The sequence below is a fragment of the Bartonella sp. CL100XZDX genome, from assembly GCF_042195375.1.
GTDB lineage: Bacteria > Pseudomonadota > Alphaproteobacteria > Rhizobiales > Rhizobiaceae > Bartonella.
On sequence record NZ_JBHIOH010000035.1, the window covers coordinates 20,808 to 41,074 of the forward strand.

Consider the following 20,267-nt stretch of genomic DNA (forward strand, 5'->3'; position numbering starts at 1 on the left):
GCAGAGAAAATTACCATTTTTGCGACAAACGCCTTAAGGAAGAAATATGAGTCAACATGATCCATCATCCAATTCTATAAAAAAGGTCAATATCAATCATGAGGCTCAAGTCATTATTGATGATATTGATACGACACACAAAGAATTGGATATTTTACAACAAGAAATTGACAAAGTTATTTTTGGGCAAAATCAGGTAATCGAATATGCTTTAATCGCTATTTTTGCTGGTGGTCACGCCCTTCTTGTCGGTGCTCCAGGACTTGCAAAAACACGTCTTGTTGAAACATTGGGAACAGTCTTAGGACTTGATGAAAAACGCATCCAATTCACTCCTGACTTAATGCCATCGGATATTATTGGTTCTGAAATTATGGATTCCGATAAAGACGGTAAACGTTCTTTTCGATACATTCAAGGTCCTATTTTTACGCAACTTCTCATGGCCGATGAAATCAATCGTGCTTCCCCACGGACACAGTCAGCCCTTTTACAAGCTATGCAAGAATATCATGTCACTGTTGCAGGTACCCGTTATGATTTGCCACAACCTTTTCATGTTCTTGCAACGCAAAACCCTCTCGAACAAGAAGGGACATACCCACTTCCTGAAGCACAACTGGATCGCTTTTTGATGCAAATCGATATTGACTATCCTGACCTCACAACAGAGCGACGGATTATTTTAGAAACAACAAAAGAAAAAAAATCAAATGCAAAACCAATTTTATCCGGCAAAAAATTGCAAAAAATTCAAAATATCGTTCGCAAAATGCCTCTTTCAGAAAATGTGATTGAAGCTATTTTAAAAATTGTCCGCTCATCTCGCCCTCATAAAGACAATAGCCTTGCTAATACTTATGTTTCTTGGGGACCTGGTCCACGGGCATCACAAGCCCTTTCACTTTGTGTTCGCGCCCGTGCTCTTTATTATGGACGCTTAGCCCCTTCACTTGATGATGTTGAAGCATTAGCCTATCCCGTATTACAACACCGCATGGCTCTTAATTTTTCTGCCCGTGCTGAAGATATAACCGTAAAAGATATTATCAATAACCTTGTGAAAGATGCTCTTTGAATGGCACTTGGCAAAAAAGTTTTACAAAAGCCTCCATTGTCGCTGGCAAATGAACTGCATAAGGATACTGGCAAAATGCCATATTTCCTTTTGCAAGCGCGTCATATCGCTAATACACTGATAACCGGATGGCACAGACAACGTAAAAGCGGTAATGGGGAAAACTTTTGGCAATTTCGTCCCTATATGGAAGGAGAATCCATTACCCGCATTGATTGGCGTCGCTCAGCGCGTGATGAAAATACGTATCTGCGCGAAAACGAATGGCAAATGACACAAACCGTTTGGCTTTGTCCTGATCAGAGCGCATCAATGCATTACTGTTCGCGCTTTTCTAAAATCTCTAAAGGTAATCATGCCATTATTCTTACCCTTACCTTGGCATCCCTTCTTGCACGCAGTGGCGAACTTATTGCTATTCCCAACTTAATGTCTCCCACAATGACATCCAATGTCGTAGAACGAATAGCCTTTGCTTTAGAAAATCATTCAGATGAAAATTCATTTCCGGATTTTTCAACGATTACACGCTTTTCACATGTCGTTATAATGAGTGATTTTCTCGACTATCCTGAAAAAATCATCCAACATTTAACCGTTTTAACTACAAAACAGGTGACAGCTCATTTAATTGAAATTTCTGATCCCGCAGAAGAAAGCTTTCCCTACACAAGTCACACAGAATTTTTGGATCCTGAAACGAAAGAGAAACATGTTTCCACTAAAGCAGAAGATCTTCGTAAGAGCTATTGTAAACTATATCACGCAAGGCGACAAGAATTGGTAAATTTTTGCGCACGCCAAGGATGGTCTTATCACGTTAGTACAACGGATCAACCTTTAACAGAGACCATTTTTCATCTTGCAAATACAATGAGCGACTCTCCATTGCAAAAAAGGAGGGCACTTTGAGTTTTGCTGCTCCCTTTCTGTTACTAGGGCTTTTGTTCCTACCGGTCATTTGGTGGCTGTTGCGGATAACTCCTCCATCTCCGCGCAAAGAGCTTTTTCCCCCTTTTCGCTTCTTACCCAAACCAACTCATCAACAAGAAACAGCAAAACATACACCTTGGTGGTTGCTCTTGTTGCGTTTAACCATAGCGGCACTTGTTATCATAGCTCTAGCACGCCCCACTTGGAATCAAAAACCAATCAGCTTTTCTGGATCTCAACCCCTTGCACTCATTATTGATAATGGTTGGGCTTCTGTAAAAGAATGGAAAAAGCGCATCTCTATCACTGAAATGCTTCTTGCACAGGCAGAAAAACAGCAAAAAAATATTTATCTTGTTGCAACGGCTGAAAATGATATCTCCAATATAGAGCCCCAACCAGCCAAGATTATAAAACAGCATTTAATGCATTTGCAACCGCGTCCTTGGCCTGTCAACCGTGTGCATGCCTTCAAAAAACTCAGCGAAATAACCAAAGGAAAACCTCTTGATATTGCTTATTTAAGTGATGGATTACGAACAAATGAAGATGAGCAAGCTTTTGCTCATCTTGAAGAATTAAAACCTAGAAACTTCTTGTGGTATTTGACTGATATTTCCGATTTAACCGGCATAACATCCATAGAAAATAACAATGGAAACATGGGCGCGCGTATTATCCGCTCAACAACACACAGCAACACTCCCGCTATACTCAGCCTCTACGATTCAAATAATCAACTTCTCGGTCAATTTACGAACAATTTCTCTGAAGGAGAAACAACAGCACTTGTTCCTTTTAATGTACCACTTGAACTACGCAATGATATCGCTTGGATAAAAATAAACAATCAAAACCATGCTGCTGCAACCTTCTTGGTAGACAGCCATAACAGGATAAGCCGTGTTGCTCTTCTCTCACCAGATACCAATGAAATGGCACAGCCTTTACTTGCTCCATTTTATTACATTATCAAAGCCTTACAAGGTCATACACAGCTTATAACAGCCGGTGGAAGAGAACTTTCAACGGATATTGATCATTTGCTTAAACAAAATCCATCTGTTTTGATTATGGGTGACATTGTTAACATACCCCCAAAAGCAGAAAAAAAACTTTCTGATTTTGTGAATAAAGGGGGGACACTCATCCGCTTTGCAGGAGAAAAACTCAGTGGCGCAGAACATTACGATAACCTTCTTCCGATACCACTACGCCCAGGTCAACGTTCCCTTGGAAGTATTATGTCTTGGACAAAACCACAAAAGCTTGCCCCTTTTGCAAAAAATAGCTTTTTCTTTGATCTTCCTTTTCCAAAAGATGTCACTGTCTCGCGCCAAATCCTCGCAGAACCAACCCCAGATCTTTTTGAAAAAACGTGGCTTAGCCTTTCAGATGGAACTCCTCTTATTACCGCAGCAAAACGTGGTAAAGGAACCCTCATTCTTATTCATGTTGCTCCTGACCCAACATGGTCTAATCTTCCTCTTTCTGGCTTTTTTGCACAAATGCTGCAAAAATTAATCACATTAGGGTCTAACGAAAACACAAACCTAACACACAGAGAAAAAAGAACAGTGGTACAAAGCCCTTGGCGAACTATAGCCGTTGACGGACAATTACAAGTACCACCCTCTGATGTTGTTCCTTTGATCTTTGACTCTCAAAATCCACCCCATCCTTCCTACCATACTCCCCCAGGACTTTATGGTGTCAAAAACAATTTTTATGCACTCAATCTCTTAACTCATTCGTCGCACTTGATGAAACAATCATCATTGCCAACTTCTCTTAATAAAAGCCCTTTATCTTACGATACAAAAGAAAAAAATCTTATTGGTCCACTTTTAGGATTAGCCATCTTATTATTCGCCTTTGACAATTTTCTCATTTTATGGATGGGCGATATTTTTTCTTTCATGAAACGGCGTAATATGTTTCTCCTCCCCTTTATAAGTCTTATTGCCTTGTTTTCATATGATCCAACTCTTCATGCACAAACGAAAGAAAACCATCATGATAGTGTACAAGCTGCCGGCGCAACACATCTTGCCTATGTTATAACCAATAATCATGAAATTGATACAACGAGTAAAAGTGGTCTAGAAGCGTTAAGTCAATTTATCGCAGAGCGCACAATGCTTACCCTCGGCTCTGTTACAGCACTTGATCTCGATAAAGATGAGCTCTCTTTTTATCCTCTTATTTACTGGCCAATTGATATTAAAAGTCCTATACCAACCCCCAAAAGCCTTGAAAAAATAAATAACTTTATGAAACATGGGGGAACAATTTTATTTGACACGCGCGATCAGATAAAGAGCAATCTTAATCTTGAAGGAGATGCCACTCCAGAAACGCAAAGATTACGAGATATCTTAAAAGAGTTAAATATTCCATCCATTGAGCCAGCATCAACAGATCATGTTGTTGCACGTTCTTTTTATATTATGCCAGATTTTCCTGGTCTCTACCGTGGTTCACCTTTATGGATTGAATCCTCCTCAACAAACAAAAAAAATAAAAATTCTCTTGCCAGCGGCGATAATGTAAGTTCTCTTCTCATTACTGCCAATAACTTTGCCGGTGCTTGGGCACTCGATGAAAAAGGGACATGGAAATATCCCCTTGTTCCCAATGATCCCATGCAACGTCTATGGGCATTTCGTGCAGGTTTAAATATTGTCCTTTATGTTCTTACAGGAAACTATAAAGCGGATCAAGTTCATGTTCCAGCACTCTTGGAACGCTTTAAAAGAGAAAGAAGGCAATGATATCATTTTTCACTTTTCAGCCTTTTTTACCACTCATTTGGATTCTGTTCTTAAGTGGAATATCGATTCTTTTTGTCGTTGTTGGTCTTGTTACGCAACGGCAAGGTTCTTTATTTCGTCTGATGGCATTAAGCGCCCTCATCCTTGCTTTGCTCAATCCAATGATCATAAAAGAACAGCGCGAACCACTGAAAAGCACAGTGGGAATTGTTATTGACCGCAGCAAAAGCCAAACATTTGGAACACGTACAAACGACAGTGATGAAGCGCGCGCGCAATTAACTCAAGCATTGGCGCATTATCCACAATTTGAACCACGCTTTATTGAAGCTGGAAAACTTGCTGATAATCAGTATGCGCCCTCAACGAATTTGTTTGAGGCTTTAACACAAGCAGTATCTGATGTACCGCTCTCTCGTTATGCAGGAACCATTTTTATCACCGATGGACAAGTGCATGACATTCCTGACCTATCAGACCTTCATCATGAAGCCCCTCTCAATGCCCTGATTACAGGGCACTCAGATGAATTTGATCGCCAAATTAAGTTTATCTCTCCTCCACGATTTGCCCTTGTCAACAAACCACAAACGCTCTCCATTTTGGTAGAAGATAAAGGCCCCACCAAAAAAACAATACCACAGAAAGCAAATATTACATTAAGCGTCAATGGACAAGACATTGGCCATTATTCTGTGACTCCTGGCGTGATTTTTCAAACTGAAATTACCCTTCCTCATGCTGAAAAAAATATTATCCAAGTTATAACCGATCCACACAAAGGTGAACTAAGCTTTGAAAACAACCGCGCCATAACAATTATTGAAGGAATCAGAGAAAATTTACGCGTTCTTCTTATTTCAGGTGCTCCTTATAATGGAGAACGGACATGGCGAGACCTTTTGAAAGGTGACTCCAATATTGATCTTGTTCACTTTACTATTTTGCGTCCTCCCACCAAAGCAGATAATACGCCCTCAAGCCAATTATCCTTAGTGGTCTTTCCCACAAGAAAACTCTTTGTTGAAGAAATTAATAACTTTGATCTCATCATCCTTGATGGCTACCAGCACTCTACTGTTCTCCCCTTAATCTATTATGATTATATCGCCCAATATGTACAAAAGGGGGGGGCATTGTTGATGGTAACAGGACCTGAATTTGCCCAAAAAAACTCACTTGCGAAAACACCTTTAATAAGCATTTTACCGGCATTACCTAATGGAACTATTATTGAAAAACCTTTTCGCCCCACATTAACCAAAGAAGGTGAGCGCCATCCTGTCACAAGAGGTCTTGCAACACTTAACCTTCCAGCTTCTCAATGGGGGCAATGGTTGAGACAAATTGCTATTCAAAACATAAATAACGGAATCGCCCTCATGAAAGGAGCCGATGAGCAACCACTTTTACTTCTCTCGCATGTTGATAAAGGACGTGTAGGCATGTTGCTTTCTGATGAAAGTTGGCTTTGGGCTCGAGGTTTCGAAGGCGGCGGTCCTTATGCTGCTCTTTATCGACGAATTGCTCATTGGCTCATGAAAGAACCAGAACTTGAAGAAGAAAAATTAAGTGCGACCAGCAGCCATCATCATTTAACAATTCGCCGCCAAACTCTAAAAGACCATCCAGAACCCGCTGAAATAATCTTTCCCTCTGGAAAAAAAGAAAATATTACTCTGACCAAAGAGCAAGAAGGCCTTTTTACTGCAACTGTGACCACTGATGAGACAGGAATTTTTACCATTAAAAATGGCGATTTAACAATACTTTCTTCTGTAGGGATGCTCGATAATCTTGAGTTGTTTGACTTGACTTCAACACAAGAAAAACTAGCCCCCATTATTAAGCACACAGGCGGCTACATCGGACGTTTACACCCTGAGGGAAAAAAAAACATTCATCTTCCTCCATTCAAGCTGATTCAATCAAAAACAAGTCCGTCCTCTTCCCCAGCACATTCAATTGTTCTGAAAGAAGCAACAGAAACCCGTTTAATCAATACCTTTTATTTTTCGATATTTTCTGTTTTTTTTGCATTGCTTGCTTGCCTTTTACTGTTGAGCAGCATGTGGTATTATGAAGGACGTTAAAAGGTTTGAGATTTCGTATAATAGTTTTAAAATTCAGCTTATCTTTTTACGTATTTACTTGTCTTTTATAATTAGATAACGTATTGATTTATAACTAAAAATACAGTATAATTCTCCTTATTTCAAATATCCTCATATTAAAAAAATAAAAAACATTCTCTTGCGTATTATTAGAAGAGATGCTGTATGGATAGAAACCATCGAAGAAAAGAATGAAATACCTCTTATGAATCCTCTTAAAGCAAGGATTTTCATAAAATTGGAGGAAAATAGTATGATGGTTTTTATTTGCACCTTGTATAAGCGTAGAGATGGTAGTGTACAGTAAGCCCTATATACTTCACAGAAGCTTTCTATTATAGCATCGAATACCGGTCGTGAAATTAGCTCAAACGCATTGAGAAATGTTTTTTTTTACAAATATGTGAATGTACAACACAATGATATTCTATTGGGGATATTCCGCTTGAGGCGTTCTTTTTTGCAAGCTAATTTTTATTTTACAATCTTTCTTGCCTTTAAGCACTAACTTATCTTATGTTTATTCTTTAAATCGTTTTTAATACTCTACGAGCTTTTATGTTTTATCTTGCCCATATATCGGATGTACATCTTTCACCTCTCCCGCAACCTTCCCTCTTCGAACTTTCTGGGAAACGTCTTACCGGTTATCTGAATTGGCAAAAAAAACGTAAGAGTCAGATGGCAACAGATGTCCTAGAAACTTTAATAGATGCCTTGAACAAAACAAAACCTGATCACCTTGTGATCTCTGGTGATCTTGTCAATCTTGCTCTCGATAAGGAATTTGAACAAGCGCATCGTTGGCTACTTAACTTAGGACAACCTCAAGATATTTCTTTGACATTTGGAAATCACGATGCCTATGTCCGCGGCGCTTTCCAAAAAGCATGCACTCTCTTTAAACCTTGGATCACAGGTGACATCCCTCAAAAAAATGCCTTTCCTTATATGCGCATTCGCAAAGATGTTGCCATCATAGCAGCTTCTTCAGCCATTGCGACACTGCCTTTTCAAGCTTCTGGTTATTTTGGTAAAATGCAAGCGCAAACTTTACCGCTCTTTTTAAAAGAAGCAGCACAGCGCAACCTTTTTCGTGTCGTCATGATTCACCATCCCCCCTTTCCCAATGCAACATCTTGGCATAAAAAACTACGGGATATAAAACGTTTTCTAAACGTTATCAAATATCACGGTTGTGAACTTATTCTTCACGGACATACTCATTTACCCACATTGAATTACATTGAAGGACCAATTAAAAAAATTCCTATTGTTGGTGTTCCTTCCGCATCACAAGCTTTTGGTGATAAAAAACCACCCGCAGGCTTTAATTTATTTTCCATTGAACGCTTACAAAATCAATGGCATTGCCAATTACAACGTTATAGCATTATCAACCCCAAAAACGAGATTGCATGTACTGAAACAATTAATCTTTAAACACCTTCATAGTTGCCAAAACAACCAAAAACGAAAATATTTTTATTTCACATCCCTTTGGAAATCATAATTCTTATTTCCCTTTTTCTCCTTAAAAGACAAAGTTTCACCTTCTCTGTTAATAGATCAATTTTTCTCAGAGAATTCCATCTGCTGCCCCACTTATGTAACGAGCTTTTTACAAACTTATTGGTTTTCTTCCTTCCCGCCCTAAAGGACGAAAATTCTACCCCATCTGATTTATAAATAATCCGGATTCTTGTCGCATGGGTTCCAGCTGCTAATTGCGCATGTGATTTACTTCACAAAGCTCTACACATAAACCCTGCTTTAAATTTCATCATACACTCCTCCAAAAGCATCTAATGCGTAAAATCCTTATAATATTACAATGATGATATTTTATAGAATAATAGAGAAGCTCATTCAGCTTCTATACCTGAAAATAGATGACTAAAAAAGCCAAATAATAACTAAAGTATATAATTTCAATAACCCAACCTATTTGTGATTTATAAACAAATAATGTTGATTGATTTATCGTAAATAGATTTGAAATAATCCCTTACTATTTCACTCGACATTTATTATCGTATATTGAAAAAAATATAAAAAATAATAGATTATATTTCGATAACAGATATAGGTAATAATGTTTTTTATGTCTCGATAAATTCCTAATTTGCTATCTATTTTTTCCTATAAATAAAAATTATAATATGAATTTTTATTATTATTGAGTTATATTGCGGATGTAATTTTATGTGCTTTAGAATTTTTTTGCGATCTTTTTGTTATTAAATAAAATATTTTACGATAACGCAAAACAGAAAAGTCGATTGTATCAGAGGTCTTTCAAATAAAACAAAACGCCATTAAGTTGCCAATTCATGTGTTGGTTTAAAAAAGCATCTTTTACAGCACCCAAACTCATTTCCCGACGGCACCTATGAATGATGTAATGATAAGTCCATTTAGCATCACCATCTTTACGTTTATGGAAAAGCAAGCTAATATCAAATCTCACACTTTGCCAATCCCCAATGTAGCGACAGCTTTTGGCACTTAAGATGATTCATAAGAGGCATTTTTATTCTTTCTTTAATGTTTTTTATCTCACTGCTCTCCCTCCTTTTGACGTACAAAAGACGCGGTTTTGATTGGTCAACATGGTATAGGTTTAAAATGAGAAAATCTTATGATCCTTGGATCTCTCACTCAACATGACAAAAAGTAAATTATATTTATAAATCAACGTATTGTTCGAATAAAATAGTAGCTCTTTTGAGTGAAGAATATTTTCCAGCGCATATCTGAAAAATAAAAGCCTCATTCGAAAATGAGACTTTTGAATTGTTTAATTCTGCAAAAAATTAAAATTTATAAGCTACACCCACACGGAAATCATTTGTTTTGTAGCCCATTTCAAATTTATCCTGTATGAACTTCTTTTTGCCAAAATCTGAATAACGATATTCTGCACGCACAATAACATTATCAGTCATTGCAAAATCAATACCACCTCCAAGGGTGTAACCAATCATGGTCTTTTTTTCATCATGCAACCAATCAGAAAAATCAACTTCTCCATTTTTGCTATCAGTAACTAACCCAAAAATATTCTGAAGCTGCGTATAAGCAACCCCTCCGGAAATATAAGGCATCATACGCTCAATCGCAAAACCAACTCTCACCCGTGTAGCACCAGCCCATTTTTGTTTTAAGGTATGACGTACAGCTTTAATACGCCTTGTTGAATCATTCTCATGCAAATCTCTTGTTAGACTTTTTTCTTCTGTAGGTTGTGGTTTTTCTTCAGTTGGACTTTTTTCCGGTAGATCGACATCTTTAGAATCCTTTTTACCAGACCACATAATATCCGTATCAATACCTATAATAAAACTATTATCGATATCAATATTGGAACCTGCATAAACTCCCCCTATAAAACCAGAAAGTTTAGGTAAATTCTCCTTTCCAATTGGATTCCATATCCTTGTCTCATCTTTTAAATAACTTGCAGTTGTTTTACCTGAAAAGTTACCAATCTGTCCTCCAAGATAAAATCCTGTCCAAGAAAAAGCAGGCGCTGCAATAACAGGAACAGGCTGTTCAGGAATAGCGATATCCGACGCCTGTACTACAGAAATTGAAATTAAAGAAAATATAGATGTTGAGGCTAAATACTTTGTAATCATAATTGCTCCCCTAAAAGCTAATGTGATACATAAATAATAATAAATCGTTTCACACTTTTTTCAAAAAATCTATAGCAAAAATGACACAGTTGAAAAATTAAAATATTATTTATAATTTCCTAAAACTATTAATCTATAGTAGCTTTTATAGCTTCATATTGATCATTATTATCCAGAATTATATAAATAATTATAATATCAATTTTTTGAAAAGAATGAGATAAGGCTCATAAAGCATATCATTCACTAAACTAGTCACTCATCGCTTTTTGTATAAAGAATAATACCTAGAATAGCACATTTAACAGAGAAGTTTTTTCATCACACTTGAAAAATCACTAGAGAACTTCACTCTAACCCTCTCAAGCGTGTAATGAAATAAAAGACAAAAATTAATATATAAAAATGGAATTAATAATTTTTATTATTCTTATAGAATTATTTTAATGTTTCATGATTTTTGTAAAAACTGAACAGACCAATTGCCCAGTTTCTGCAATTAATTTTTCAACACGAAGCAAATCAGGTTCCCCAACACTATTTAACAAAAGGTCACTTAATCCAGGTGGCATGTCATTGGGATCAAGAGAATCATTTAAACAAAGCCGTATAATTTGACTCAAATTTGTATAAAGACGATAGGCATAATGTAAATCAGCAATACATGACTGATTAAGAAAACTGTTTGGTAAGTGATCTAAAATATCCGCTGTCGTCGCTCCAATTTGAAACTCAATGACATGCGTAATAAGAGAAAATTGAGCAATAAACTCCAAATCCATAATGCCACCAGACATCGTTTTTAAATCCCATTGATTTTTTGGCGGCTTTTCTTTTGCAATCAAGGAACGCATTTCACACACTTCTTTTGCAACTTCCTTCTTATCACGAGAAATAGCAATAATTGCACACACTTCATTTTCTAGCTTTTGTAAAAAATCAGGATCTCCTGCAATGCCTCGAGCCCTTGTTAAAGCAAGATATTCCCATATCCATGCTTCTTGGCGATAATACTTTTTAAAAAATGGAAAAGAAACAGCAATAGGTCCTTTATTGCCTAACGGCCGTAACCTTAAATCAACGACATAAAGAACACCTTGGCTTGTAAGAGTGGATAAAGCAGAAACGAGGCGCTGTGCTAAACGCGTATAATATTGAGAAATATAAAGAGGCTTTTCTCCATCAGATATTTCTGCATCATCATCATGTTCATAAAGCAAAACGAGGTCAACATCGGAATCTGCTGTTAATTCACGACTTCCAAGTTTCCCCATACCCAATATGCCAACACGCCCCCCTTTAATACGACCATGAAGACGAGAAAATTCCTCTTGAACGGTAGCAAATGTTTTTGTAATCATAAGATCAGCAAGCGCAGTAAAAGCAAAACCCGCTCTTTCTCCTGTAATTGCACCATTCAAAATTCGAATACCAATCAAAAAACGTTGTTCATCTGCAAAAATCCTTAAATGGTCAAGAATCTCCTCATAAGAAAGAACATTTTCAAGAAAATATTCAAGCCGTTTTTCTAAATACGTTTTTGTTGGTAATTCTGAAAGAATATTTGGGTCTAACATTCCATCAAAAACGTGGGATCTGCGTGTAATAATTTCTGCAAGACGTGGAGCAGCACCCATAATAAGGACAAGCATATCCAAAAGAGAGGGATTAGATTGCAAAAGACTAAAAAGCTGAATTCCTGAAGGTAAGCCCTGTAAAAAACCATCAAAACGCAACATCGCCTCATCAGCTCGTTTTGTCCCACCAAAAGCTTTCAAAAGAGCTGGTGTTAATTCCGTTAATCTCTCGCGTGCTTCGGCTGATTGCGTTGCTTTATAACGACCAAAATGGAGCGTGCGCATAATACGACAAATATCACTTGCTCTTTCGAAGCCTAAACGGCTTAACGTTATTAATGTCTCCGGATCATCTTCTTCACCGGTAAAAACTAAATTACCAATTTCTAAACCAAGTTCTTGCTCATTCTCAAACAGTGCTGCATAATGTTTTTCAACAACCTGAAGTGTTTTTAATAAATCACGGATAAAACTGCTACTGTCTTGATAACCCATTAAATAGGCAACACTTGTGAATTGAGCAGTATCATTTGGAAGAAGATGTGTTTGTTCATCGAAAAGCATTTGAATACGATGTTCCACATTTCGAAGAAAAGCATAACTTTTTATAAGGCTATTTCTCGTTTTCTCACTGATCCAACCAAGCGTGTGAAGTTCTGCTAACATTGCAACTGTCTGACGTCCACGTAATTGAGGAAAACGTCCACCAGCAATGAGTTGCTGTGTCTGAACAAAAAACTCAATCTCACGAATACCACCACGACCTAACTTTATATTATGCCCATAAGCTGCAATTTGACCGTAATTTTTATGCGCATGAATTTGACGTTTGATCGAATGAATATCAGCAATAGCAGCGTAATCTAAATATTTCCGCCACACATAGGGAAACAGCTCTTTGAGAAAGTTAAAACCTGCCCTCTTATCACCAGCAACTGGACGTGCTTTAATCATGGCTGCTCGTTCCCAATTTTGCCCACGCCCTTCGTAATAACGCAATGCAGTCCTTACTGGTAAGGCCAAAGGGGTTGAACCTGGATCTGGACGAAGACGAAAATCAAGACGAAAAACATATCCTTCCGCAGTGCGTTCTTGAATGATACGGATTAATCGGCGTACCATTTTAGAAAATACGTCAACACTTTCAGAAAGATTACCAATATGAGGTGATGTTTCATCAATGAAAACAATAAGATCAATATCAGAAGAATAATTAAGTTCCCCTGCTCCTAACTTTCCCATCCCTAAAATAATTAAACCACAGTCTTTTTCTGGATTCTCACGGCTTAATAAATTGATCTTACCATGATCATGCGCTTCTCTTAATAGAAAACGTAGTGCTACACTTAATGCTGCTTCGCCCAAACGTGTCAACCAAGCACATGAAACTTCGTAAGTAAAAACACCTCCCAAATCAGCTAAAGCAATGAGAACATGCGCTTCTCGTTTTTTGCGCCTTAAAGCAGCCATCAATGAAGTGTCATTTATAGTTTCATCCTTATCAATAGCCGTAATATCATCTATAATTTCGCTCAGCCTTGTTTCTATATCAACATTTAATAAAGCACTAAGATATGATGGATTGGCAATTAAAACCTCACGCAAAAAAGGAGATAAGGTCATAACCGAACTGATAAAATCAATCTGCGTTCCACTCTCTGAAATGATGGAAATAAGCGATTCTAAACCTTCTTTCCTTGCTTGTTCTTCCATGTCTTTTAACCATTGGGAACCACTTTTATCGAGAGGGCATAAAGGGAGAAGCTGTGTTTTTAAAAAAGCTTGTTTCGTCTGCGCTCCCTTGAAAAGCATTTTGCTTTCCTTTCTACTGCTTTATACTTTTAAAATAGTTGTTACGTATGAAAAGAGAAAAGTGAAGAAAAATATCTTTAAGGAAATAACAAAACAGCCCTAAGCCCTGGATTTGCATTTTCAAGTAACAATTCACCCCCGTGAAGCTTCATAACTGCTTTTGCTATACTTAACCCAATCCCAAACCCAGGTTGTGTGCGGCTTTCTTCAAGACGAACAAATCGTTCTGTCACTTTTTCACGTTTATCCTCTGCTATTCCTGGTCCATTATCGCTCACAACAACTAATAAATGTTCATCACGATATTCCATTGATAAGCAAACCTCCGCTTTCCTTTCACCTTTAGAGGCATATTTAATGGCATTATCTATAAGATTAAAAATTGATTGTGCAACAAGCTCACGATTCAACTTAAGCTCTTTATCAAATATATTCCCCAACCGAAGTAAAACACCTGACTCTTCAGCAAAAGGTTCGTAAATCTCAACAGCATCCTCAAGGATCAGTTTCATATTCATCATTTCAAGATGCTCAATTGCACTGCTGGCCTCAATACGTGAAATCATTAAAATTGCATTGAACGTACAAATAAGTTGATCTGATTCTGCAATAACCCTATCAAGGACCTGACGATATTCAAGCTTTGTCTTATTTCCTGAAAGCGCTTCTTCAGCACGATTTCTAAGACGCGTTAACGGCGTTTTCAGGTCATGAGCAATATTATCTGATACTTGACGTAAACCAATATTTAACTCTTCAATGCGGTCTAACATAACATTAAGATTGGTTGACAATCGATCAAACTCATCCCCTACTCCAGAGACAGGTAAACGCCCACTGAAGTCACCATCCATCAAGCGCTGTGATGCAGCCGTTACATGATCAATCCTTTGTAAAGCTCTCCTGCCAACAAAAAACCATATGAGTAAAGCGCCTCCAACCATTGCAGCAAGTGCAATGATCACAGCTTTACGAATAACCACTGCAAAACGTTCTGGCTCATCCAAATCACGTCCTATAAGAATCTTCATAGCATTAGGCAAATCAACAATAACCGCCAAAGCGCGATGTTCACTTGTTTTGCCATGTTCTCCAAAACGGGAATACAAAAAAGAGGTAGAAATAAAACCACTCTGATTCAAAAGACCTAATTCAATACGTGCTACATTTCCTGCTAAAATACGCCCCATAGAATCTGTAACAAGATAAAGAAATGCTCCTGGTTGTCTTGAACGATAATCAATAGTGCGCATTAATAAGGATAATCCCCCATAATTATAAGCATTTTCAATATACTTTAATTCTTCATGTAAAGCCTGTTCAGTTTGCTCTGTTAACAATGAAGCAGAAAATGCCGTCATATAAATAGAAAGTCCTGTTGCCACCAATCCAAACAATAAAATGTAAAGTGCTGAAAGCCTTAGCGCCGTCGTGCGCATTATATTAATCAAACGATTCATGCTTTGTTATCTGGTACTTTTAGCATATATCCAGCTCCACGCACTGTATGGAGAAGGGGAACATCAAAATCTTTTTCAATTTTGGCTCTCAAACGGGAGATATGGACATCAATGACATTCGTTTGTGGATCAAAATGGTAATTCCAAACATTTTCCAAAAGCATAGTGCGTGTAACAACCTGCCCCGCATAACGCATCAAATATTCAAGTAAACGAAACTCTCGTGGTTGCAATAGAATGTTTCTATCACCCCGTTTTACCGTATGTGCTAACCGATCAAGCTCAAGATTACCTACACAGTAAACAGTCTCTGCTTCTTTAGGATTTTTCCGCCGTTGTAAAACTTCAACACGCGCAAGAAGTTCAGAAAAAGCATAAGGCTTTGTCAAATAATCATCTCCCCCTGCACGCAGCCCCGTTACACGATCATTAACTTGCCCTAAAGCAGACAGGATAAGAACCGGTGTTTCATTGCCTTTAGCGCGCAATTCAGCAATAATAGAAAGACCATCACGATGTAAAAGCATTCGGTCAACAACCATAACGTCATAATTTTCCGTGGTTGCTAAAGCATATCCCGTATCCCCATCATAAGCAACATCAACGGAATGCCCTACTTCCAAAAAAGCTTTTTCGAGATAATGCCCCGTCTCATGATCATCTTCAATAACGAGTATCTTCATAAAACGTATCTCCATTATTTTATTATGTTGTAGGACAAATATTTAATAAACATTTGTCCTACAAACTAAAGCCTTACTTTTTGAAAATTGGAAGAGCAACAAAACGATTTTGATCATTTGTCCGCACTTGTAAGAGTATAGCCTTTCGTCCTAACTGCTGAGCATTTTTGATTGTGTTAATAATATCAGAGACTCGTTTAACCGGTTTATTATTTACTGTCACAATGACATCACCAGGGCGTATCCCTTTATCTGCAGCATCTGAATCGGTATCGACATCCGTTACAACAACCCCTACACCATCATCAGAAGGCATAACAATCAGACCATAATCTTCCAATGTTTCATCTAAATCACTCTGTCCATTTGAATATTTTGAAGTCTCTTTCTTACTTTCATCTTCAGACATTGAAGCGAGTTTAACCTTGATGCTCTCCTCCTTACCTGATCTCCAAATCCCTATGGTTACCATTTCTCCTGGTTTAATATTTGCAATACGTTTCGCCAGCTCACGCGCATCAGCAATTTTTTCATTATTCACTGAAATAATTACATCACCCGCTTTAATACCAGCCTTTTCTGCCGGTCCTTTTAACGGATCAGTAACCAAAGCACCTTTGGCTTCTTTCAAACCTATTGAATCGGAAATCTCCTTTGTTACCGGCTGAATCTGAACACCTAACCAACCACGTTGAACTGAACCTTTTTCAATAAGTTGTTGTACAACCTGTTTTACAGTCGCAGCCGGAATAGCAAAAGCAATCCCAACATTTCCTCCAGAAGGAGAAAAAATTGCTGTATTAACCCCAACAACCTTTCCATTAAGATCAAACGTTGGACCACCAGAGTTTCCTCTATTAACAGCAGCATCAATCTGAATAAAATCATCGTACACACCAGTGCCAATATCACGTCCACGTGCAGAAACAATACCTGCTGTCACAGTTCCACCAAGACCAAATGGATTCCCAATGGCAACAACCCAATCCCCAACACGAAGCTTTGAATCATCACCAAAATCAACATAGGAAAATTTTCTTTTATCATTCACTTTTAGTACGGCAAGGTCGGTTTTGGGGTCTTTCCCAATGAGCTTTGCATTCAATTCTGTACCATCATCAAGAACAACAGTATAACTTGTTCCATCAGAAATCACATGATCATTGGTCACAATGTAACCATCAGATGAAATAAAAAAACCCGATCCAAAAGCAACAGGACGGAGTCTCTGCGATTGGTGCGGAAATTTATTTTTAGGTTTATCAAAATCATAAAACTCTTTAAAAAATCTTTTTAAAGGATGCTGATCTGGTAATTGATCAAGTCCTGGACCACTAAAAAAGTTGCTAAAGAACCTATCTTCTTTCTTTTTATTGCTCTTTACTTGTACTGCTACAACGGCTGGTTTCACTTGAGCAACAATATCGGCAAATCCCTGTTGTTGCATTAACGAAGTAAATACAGAACTTGCATGAGCCTTTGTCATCCACAAGCTTGATGTACATCCACTAAAAAACAGTGCACTTTCCAATATCGCAGAAAAACTCACTGCGACAAATGTTTTAAAGAAAGCCTTTTTAACCATTTACTCTATGCTCCTATTCAATCATACCTTTATTCCAATTCCGACCACTTATAAAATACCAGACCTTACCGTTTTCTGTCTAAATTATTAAAGTTTTGTAAGGTTTCAGTATTCCCTAATATAATTACAATAAGATTGTATGCTCATTGCAAATGATCTGATTTCTTTTATGTAACATCTTTTTTAATGCAATGACATTTTTGACTGTTCTTTTTCATTCACATAACGCATGATTATTCCGTTTGAAGTGGAAAAATATGATACTTATGCCAATGATAATAATGATCAAAGGCGAGAACCATAAAAACCAAGTTATTTTATTCAATGGTGGCTTCAAGAGAATAAATTCACCATATCGCTCAACAAGAAAGTCAGTGACTTGCTGATTACTATAGCCCATTTTTAGCCTTTCCCGAATTAAAAGCCGTAAATCACGTGCTAAAGCAGCATCTGAATCATCAATTGATTGATTTTGACAAACCGGACAACGTAAATGCGATGAAATATGGCGTGCTCGCGCTTCAAGAATCTTATCCTTTAAAATCTCATCCGGCTCTACTGCTATTGCTAATTGAAAAGGAAACGTTGCAATTAAAAAAAATACAATCCAAAGAATTTTTTTCATCTCAATGTCTTTTCCAAAAATTTAAAGCAAGCACTACCCTATTGTACATGCCAATGCGAAACCAATACCCCAGAAGAGAAAGACATCCCCCCATAGCCATCATGAATGCCCCTAACCAAATACATATTACATAAGGCTTCCACCATACGTGCACAACAAGACTCCGATTATCGACATGTCCCGGTACAATATATAGCTGCGATAAGCCATGATTTTTCAGACCAACTTCTGTTGTTGATGTATTTTGACTTGAGTAAAATCGCTTTGAGGCTGTTACATGACCCACAATGTTTTTATTTTCATATATTTTAAAATAAAACTCCATTGTCGAATAATTCGAACCAACACCATCATACACTGCATCAAAATGAAGCGTTTTATCCGCTATCGTCACCCTATCCCCTATGTTCAAGATTAAAATACGTTCTTGCCCAAAACTTGCCACACAAACAATACCAAATAGTGTAACGCCTAATCCCATATGTGCTATTGCTGCACCAAAAGTAGACCATGGCAATCCAAGAAATCTCTTAACGCGTACTGAAAAAGCTCTCTTGCCATATCCACTCTTTCCCCATAGATCCGCTAAACTGCCTAAAAAAACAAACGCTGAAAGCCCAATCCCTAAAACTGCAAAAATATCACGCACAGATGCCGCATAGAATATTATAAAACAGACGATACCAACGAATACAAAAACAAACCATAACCGTTCAAAAACTGCAAGAAAATCACCGCGTTTCCATGCCATCATTGTCCCAAACGGAACAAACAACAACAGCAAAACCATTAGCGGTCCACAAGTAATGTTAAAAAAAGCAGACCCTACAGAAATTTTTTGCCCAGTTAATATCTCAATAAAATAAGGATAAAGCGTACCAATCAATACTGTTGCTGTTATTGTTGTAAATAACAAATTATTTAAAACAATAAACCCTTCACGTGAAATTGGTTGAAAAAATCTTTCTGTTTTTAAAATAGGGGTGCGCAAAGCAAAAAGAAAAAAAGCCGCTCCTGTAAAAAAAAAGAAAAGCGCAAGCATTGCCTGCCCCCGTGCTGGATCAACAGCAAAACTATGAACAGAAATTAAAAGCCCAGAACGCACAAGAAAAGTTCCCATCAGAGAAAGGGAAAAAGTAAGCAGCGCTAAAAACAAAGTCCAACTTTTCAATATTTCTCGTTTTTCGAGAACAAGAGCAGAATGTAAAAGAGCCGTTCCTGAAAGCCAAGGCATAAACGAAACATTTTCAACAGGATCCCAAAACCAATAGCCGCCCCATCCTAGCTCATAATAAGCCCAATAGGAGCCAACCATAATACCCAATGTCAAAAAACACCAAGAAAGTAAAAGCCACGGACGAATCCCACGCGCCCAAATTCTATCAACATGTCCCATAATCAATGCCGCAACGGCAAAAGAAAAACAAAGTGAAAAACCAACATAACCTAAATAAAGTAGCGGTGGATGAATTGCTAATGCGATATCTTGTAAAAGAGGATTGAGACCATTTCCCTGCAATGCTGGTGGATTCACGCGTAAAAATGGATTGGATACAAAAAGAATAAATAAAAGAAAAGAAGTTGTAATCCAACTTTGGCAAATTAAAACAAGCGTCTTAAAATCTTCTGGCAAATGTTGGCTAAAAAAAGCCATCAATGCGCTAAAAAAAGCAAGACTTAAAACCCATAACAACATAGAGCCTTCGTGATTTCCCCAAACACCTGTAATTTTATAGAGCATCGGTTTTTCTGAATGAGAATTCTCAACAACGTTCAAAACAGAAAAATCAGATACGACATAAGCATAAATTATCACTAAAAAAGATAAAAGTAGTAATGTAAAAGTGATATATGTTAGAGGAACAGCTGTTTGCATTAACAAACGCTCTCTCCACCAAAAACCTAAAGCAGGTAAAAACGCCCCTAATAAGCTTACTGAAAATGCTGCAGCTAAAAAAATATGACCCAGTTCGACAAGCACAATC

General features: G+C 37.5%; 12 protein-coding genes. 5 read left to right on the forward strand and 7 right to left on the reverse strand.

Annotation, left to right across the window (positions count from 1 at the left end):
• The first annotated feature begins 46 nt into the window (after positions 1-46).
• The 5 genes from ACFILU_RS03320 to ACFILU_RS03340 all read left to right on the forward strand — a co-directional run bounded on the left by ACFILU_RS03320 (position 47) and on the right by ACFILU_RS03340 (position 8,342).
• Complete coding sequence (locus ACFILU_RS03320) at positions 47-1,078, forward strand: AAA family ATPase (protein WP_375660135.1); 1,032 nt, start codon at positions 47-49, stop codon at positions 1,076-1,078.
• A complete protein-coding gene (locus tag ACFILU_RS03325) occupies positions 1,079-1,990 on the forward strand; it encodes a DUF58 domain-containing protein (protein WP_375674744.1) in 912 nt (303 codons plus the stop codon).
• On the forward strand, positions 1,987-4,785 hold the full coding sequence (locus ACFILU_RS03330; RefSeq protein ID WP_375660537.1) for a DUF4159 domain-containing protein: 2,799 nt from the start codon (positions 1,987-1,989) through the stop codon (positions 4,783-4,785). The genes ACFILU_RS03325 and ACFILU_RS03330 overlap by 4 nt, the downstream gene beginning before the upstream one ends.
• Positions 4,782-6,878: a glutamine amidotransferase gene (locus tag ACFILU_RS03335; protein WP_375674746.1), complete on the forward strand. Its 2,097-nt coding sequence runs from the start codon at positions 4,782-4,784 to the stop codon at positions 6,876-6,878. The genes ACFILU_RS03330 and ACFILU_RS03335 overlap by 4 nt, the downstream gene beginning before the upstream one ends.
• A gap of 579 nt (positions 6,879-7,457) precedes the next feature.
• On the forward strand, positions 7,458-8,342 hold the full coding sequence (locus ACFILU_RS03340) for a metallophosphoesterase (RefSeq protein ID WP_273791248.1): 885 nt from the start codon (positions 7,458-7,460) through the stop codon (positions 8,340-8,342).
• Between the two features lie 1,373 nt (positions 8,343-9,715).
• On the opposite strand, the gene ACFILU_RS03345 is transcribed toward ACFILU_RS03340, so the two are convergent.
• The 7 genes from ACFILU_RS03345 to ACFILU_RS03375 all read right to left on the reverse strand — a co-directional run bounded on the left by ACFILU_RS03345 (position 9,716) and on the right by ACFILU_RS03375 (position 20,263).
• Positions 9,716-10,540: an outer membrane protein gene (locus tag ACFILU_RS03345; RefSeq protein WP_273791555.1), complete on the reverse strand. Its 825-nt coding sequence runs from the start codon at positions 10,538-10,540 to the stop codon at positions 9,716-9,718.
• Positions 10,541-10,983: 443 nt separating this feature from the next.
• Complete coding sequence (locus tag ACFILU_RS03350; RefSeq protein ID WP_375674748.1) at positions 10,984-13,929, reverse strand: bifunctional [glutamine synthetase] adenylyltransferase/[glutamine synthetase]-adenylyl-L-tyrosine phosphorylase; 2,946 nt, start codon at positions 13,927-13,929, stop codon at positions 10,984-10,986.
• A 77-nt stretch (positions 13,930-14,006) separates the two neighbouring features.
• Positions 14,007-15,389 (reverse strand): HAMP domain-containing sensor histidine kinase, encoded by a 1,383-nt coding sequence (locus tag ACFILU_RS03355; protein ID WP_273791553.1) that lies wholly within the window; start codon positions 15,387-15,389, stop codon positions 14,007-14,009.
• Positions 15,386-16,072: a response regulator transcription factor gene (locus ACFILU_RS03360; protein WP_273791552.1), complete on the reverse strand. Its 687-nt coding sequence runs from the start codon at positions 16,070-16,072 to the stop codon at positions 15,386-15,388. Before ACFILU_RS03360 ends, ACFILU_RS03355 begins: the two co-directional genes overlap by 4 nt.
• A gap of 73 nt (positions 16,073-16,145) precedes the next feature.
• Positions 16,146-17,657, reverse strand: coding sequence for a Do family serine endopeptidase (locus tag ACFILU_RS03365; protein ID WP_273791551.1), 1,512 nt, complete (start codon positions 17,655-17,657; stop codon positions 16,146-16,148).
• Between the two features lie 214 nt (positions 17,658-17,871).
• Positions 17,872-18,282 (reverse strand): cytochrome c-type biogenesis protein CcmH, encoded by a 411-nt coding sequence (locus tag ACFILU_RS03370; RefSeq protein WP_375654403.1) that lies wholly within the window; start codon positions 18,280-18,282, stop codon positions 17,872-17,874.
• Position 18,283: 1 nt separating this feature from the next.
• Positions 18,284-20,263 (reverse strand): heme lyase CcmF/NrfE family subunit, encoded by a 1,980-nt coding sequence (locus ACFILU_RS03375; protein ID WP_375674749.1) that lies wholly within the window; start codon positions 20,261-20,263, stop codon positions 18,284-18,286.
• Positions 20,264-20,267 lie beyond the last annotated feature (4 nt).

Coding starts and splice junctions, on each gene's coding strand:
- ACFILU_RS03325 (WP_375674744.1), top strand. CDS start 1,079: ATGGCACTTGGCAAAAAAGTTTTACAAAAGCCTCCATTGTCGCTGGCA.
- ACFILU_RS03340 (WP_273791248.1), top strand. CDS start 7,458: ATGTTTTATCTTGCCCATATATCGGATGTACATCTTTCACCTCTCCCG.
- ACFILU_RS03365 (WP_273791551.1), bottom strand. CDS start 17,657: ATGGTTAAAAAGGCTTTCTTTAAAACATTTGTCGCAGTGAGTTTTTCT.
- ACFILU_RS03320 (WP_375660135.1), top strand. CDS start 47: ATGAGTCAACATGATCCATCATCCAATTCTATAAAAAAGGTCAATATC.
- ACFILU_RS03335 (WP_375674746.1), top strand. CDS start 4,782: ATGATATCATTTTTCACTTTTCAGCCTTTTTTACCACTCATTTGGATT.
- ACFILU_RS03370 (WP_375654403.1), bottom strand. CDS start 18,282: ATGAAAAAAATTCTTTGGATTGTATTTTTTTTAATTGCAACGTTTCCT.
- ACFILU_RS03355 (WP_273791553.1), bottom strand. CDS start 15,389: ATGAATCGTTTGATTAATATAATGCGCACGACGGCGCTAAGGCTTTCA.
- ACFILU_RS03360 (WP_273791552.1), bottom strand. CDS start 16,072: ATGAAGATACTCGTTATTGAAGATGATCATGAGACGGGGCATTATCTC.
- ACFILU_RS03350 (WP_375674748.1), bottom strand. CDS start 13,929: ATGCTTTTCAAGGGAGCGCAGACGAAACAAGCTTTTTTAAAAACACAG.
- ACFILU_RS03345 (WP_273791555.1), bottom strand. CDS start 10,540: ATGATTACAAAGTATTTAGCCTCAACATCTATATTTTCTTTAATTTCA.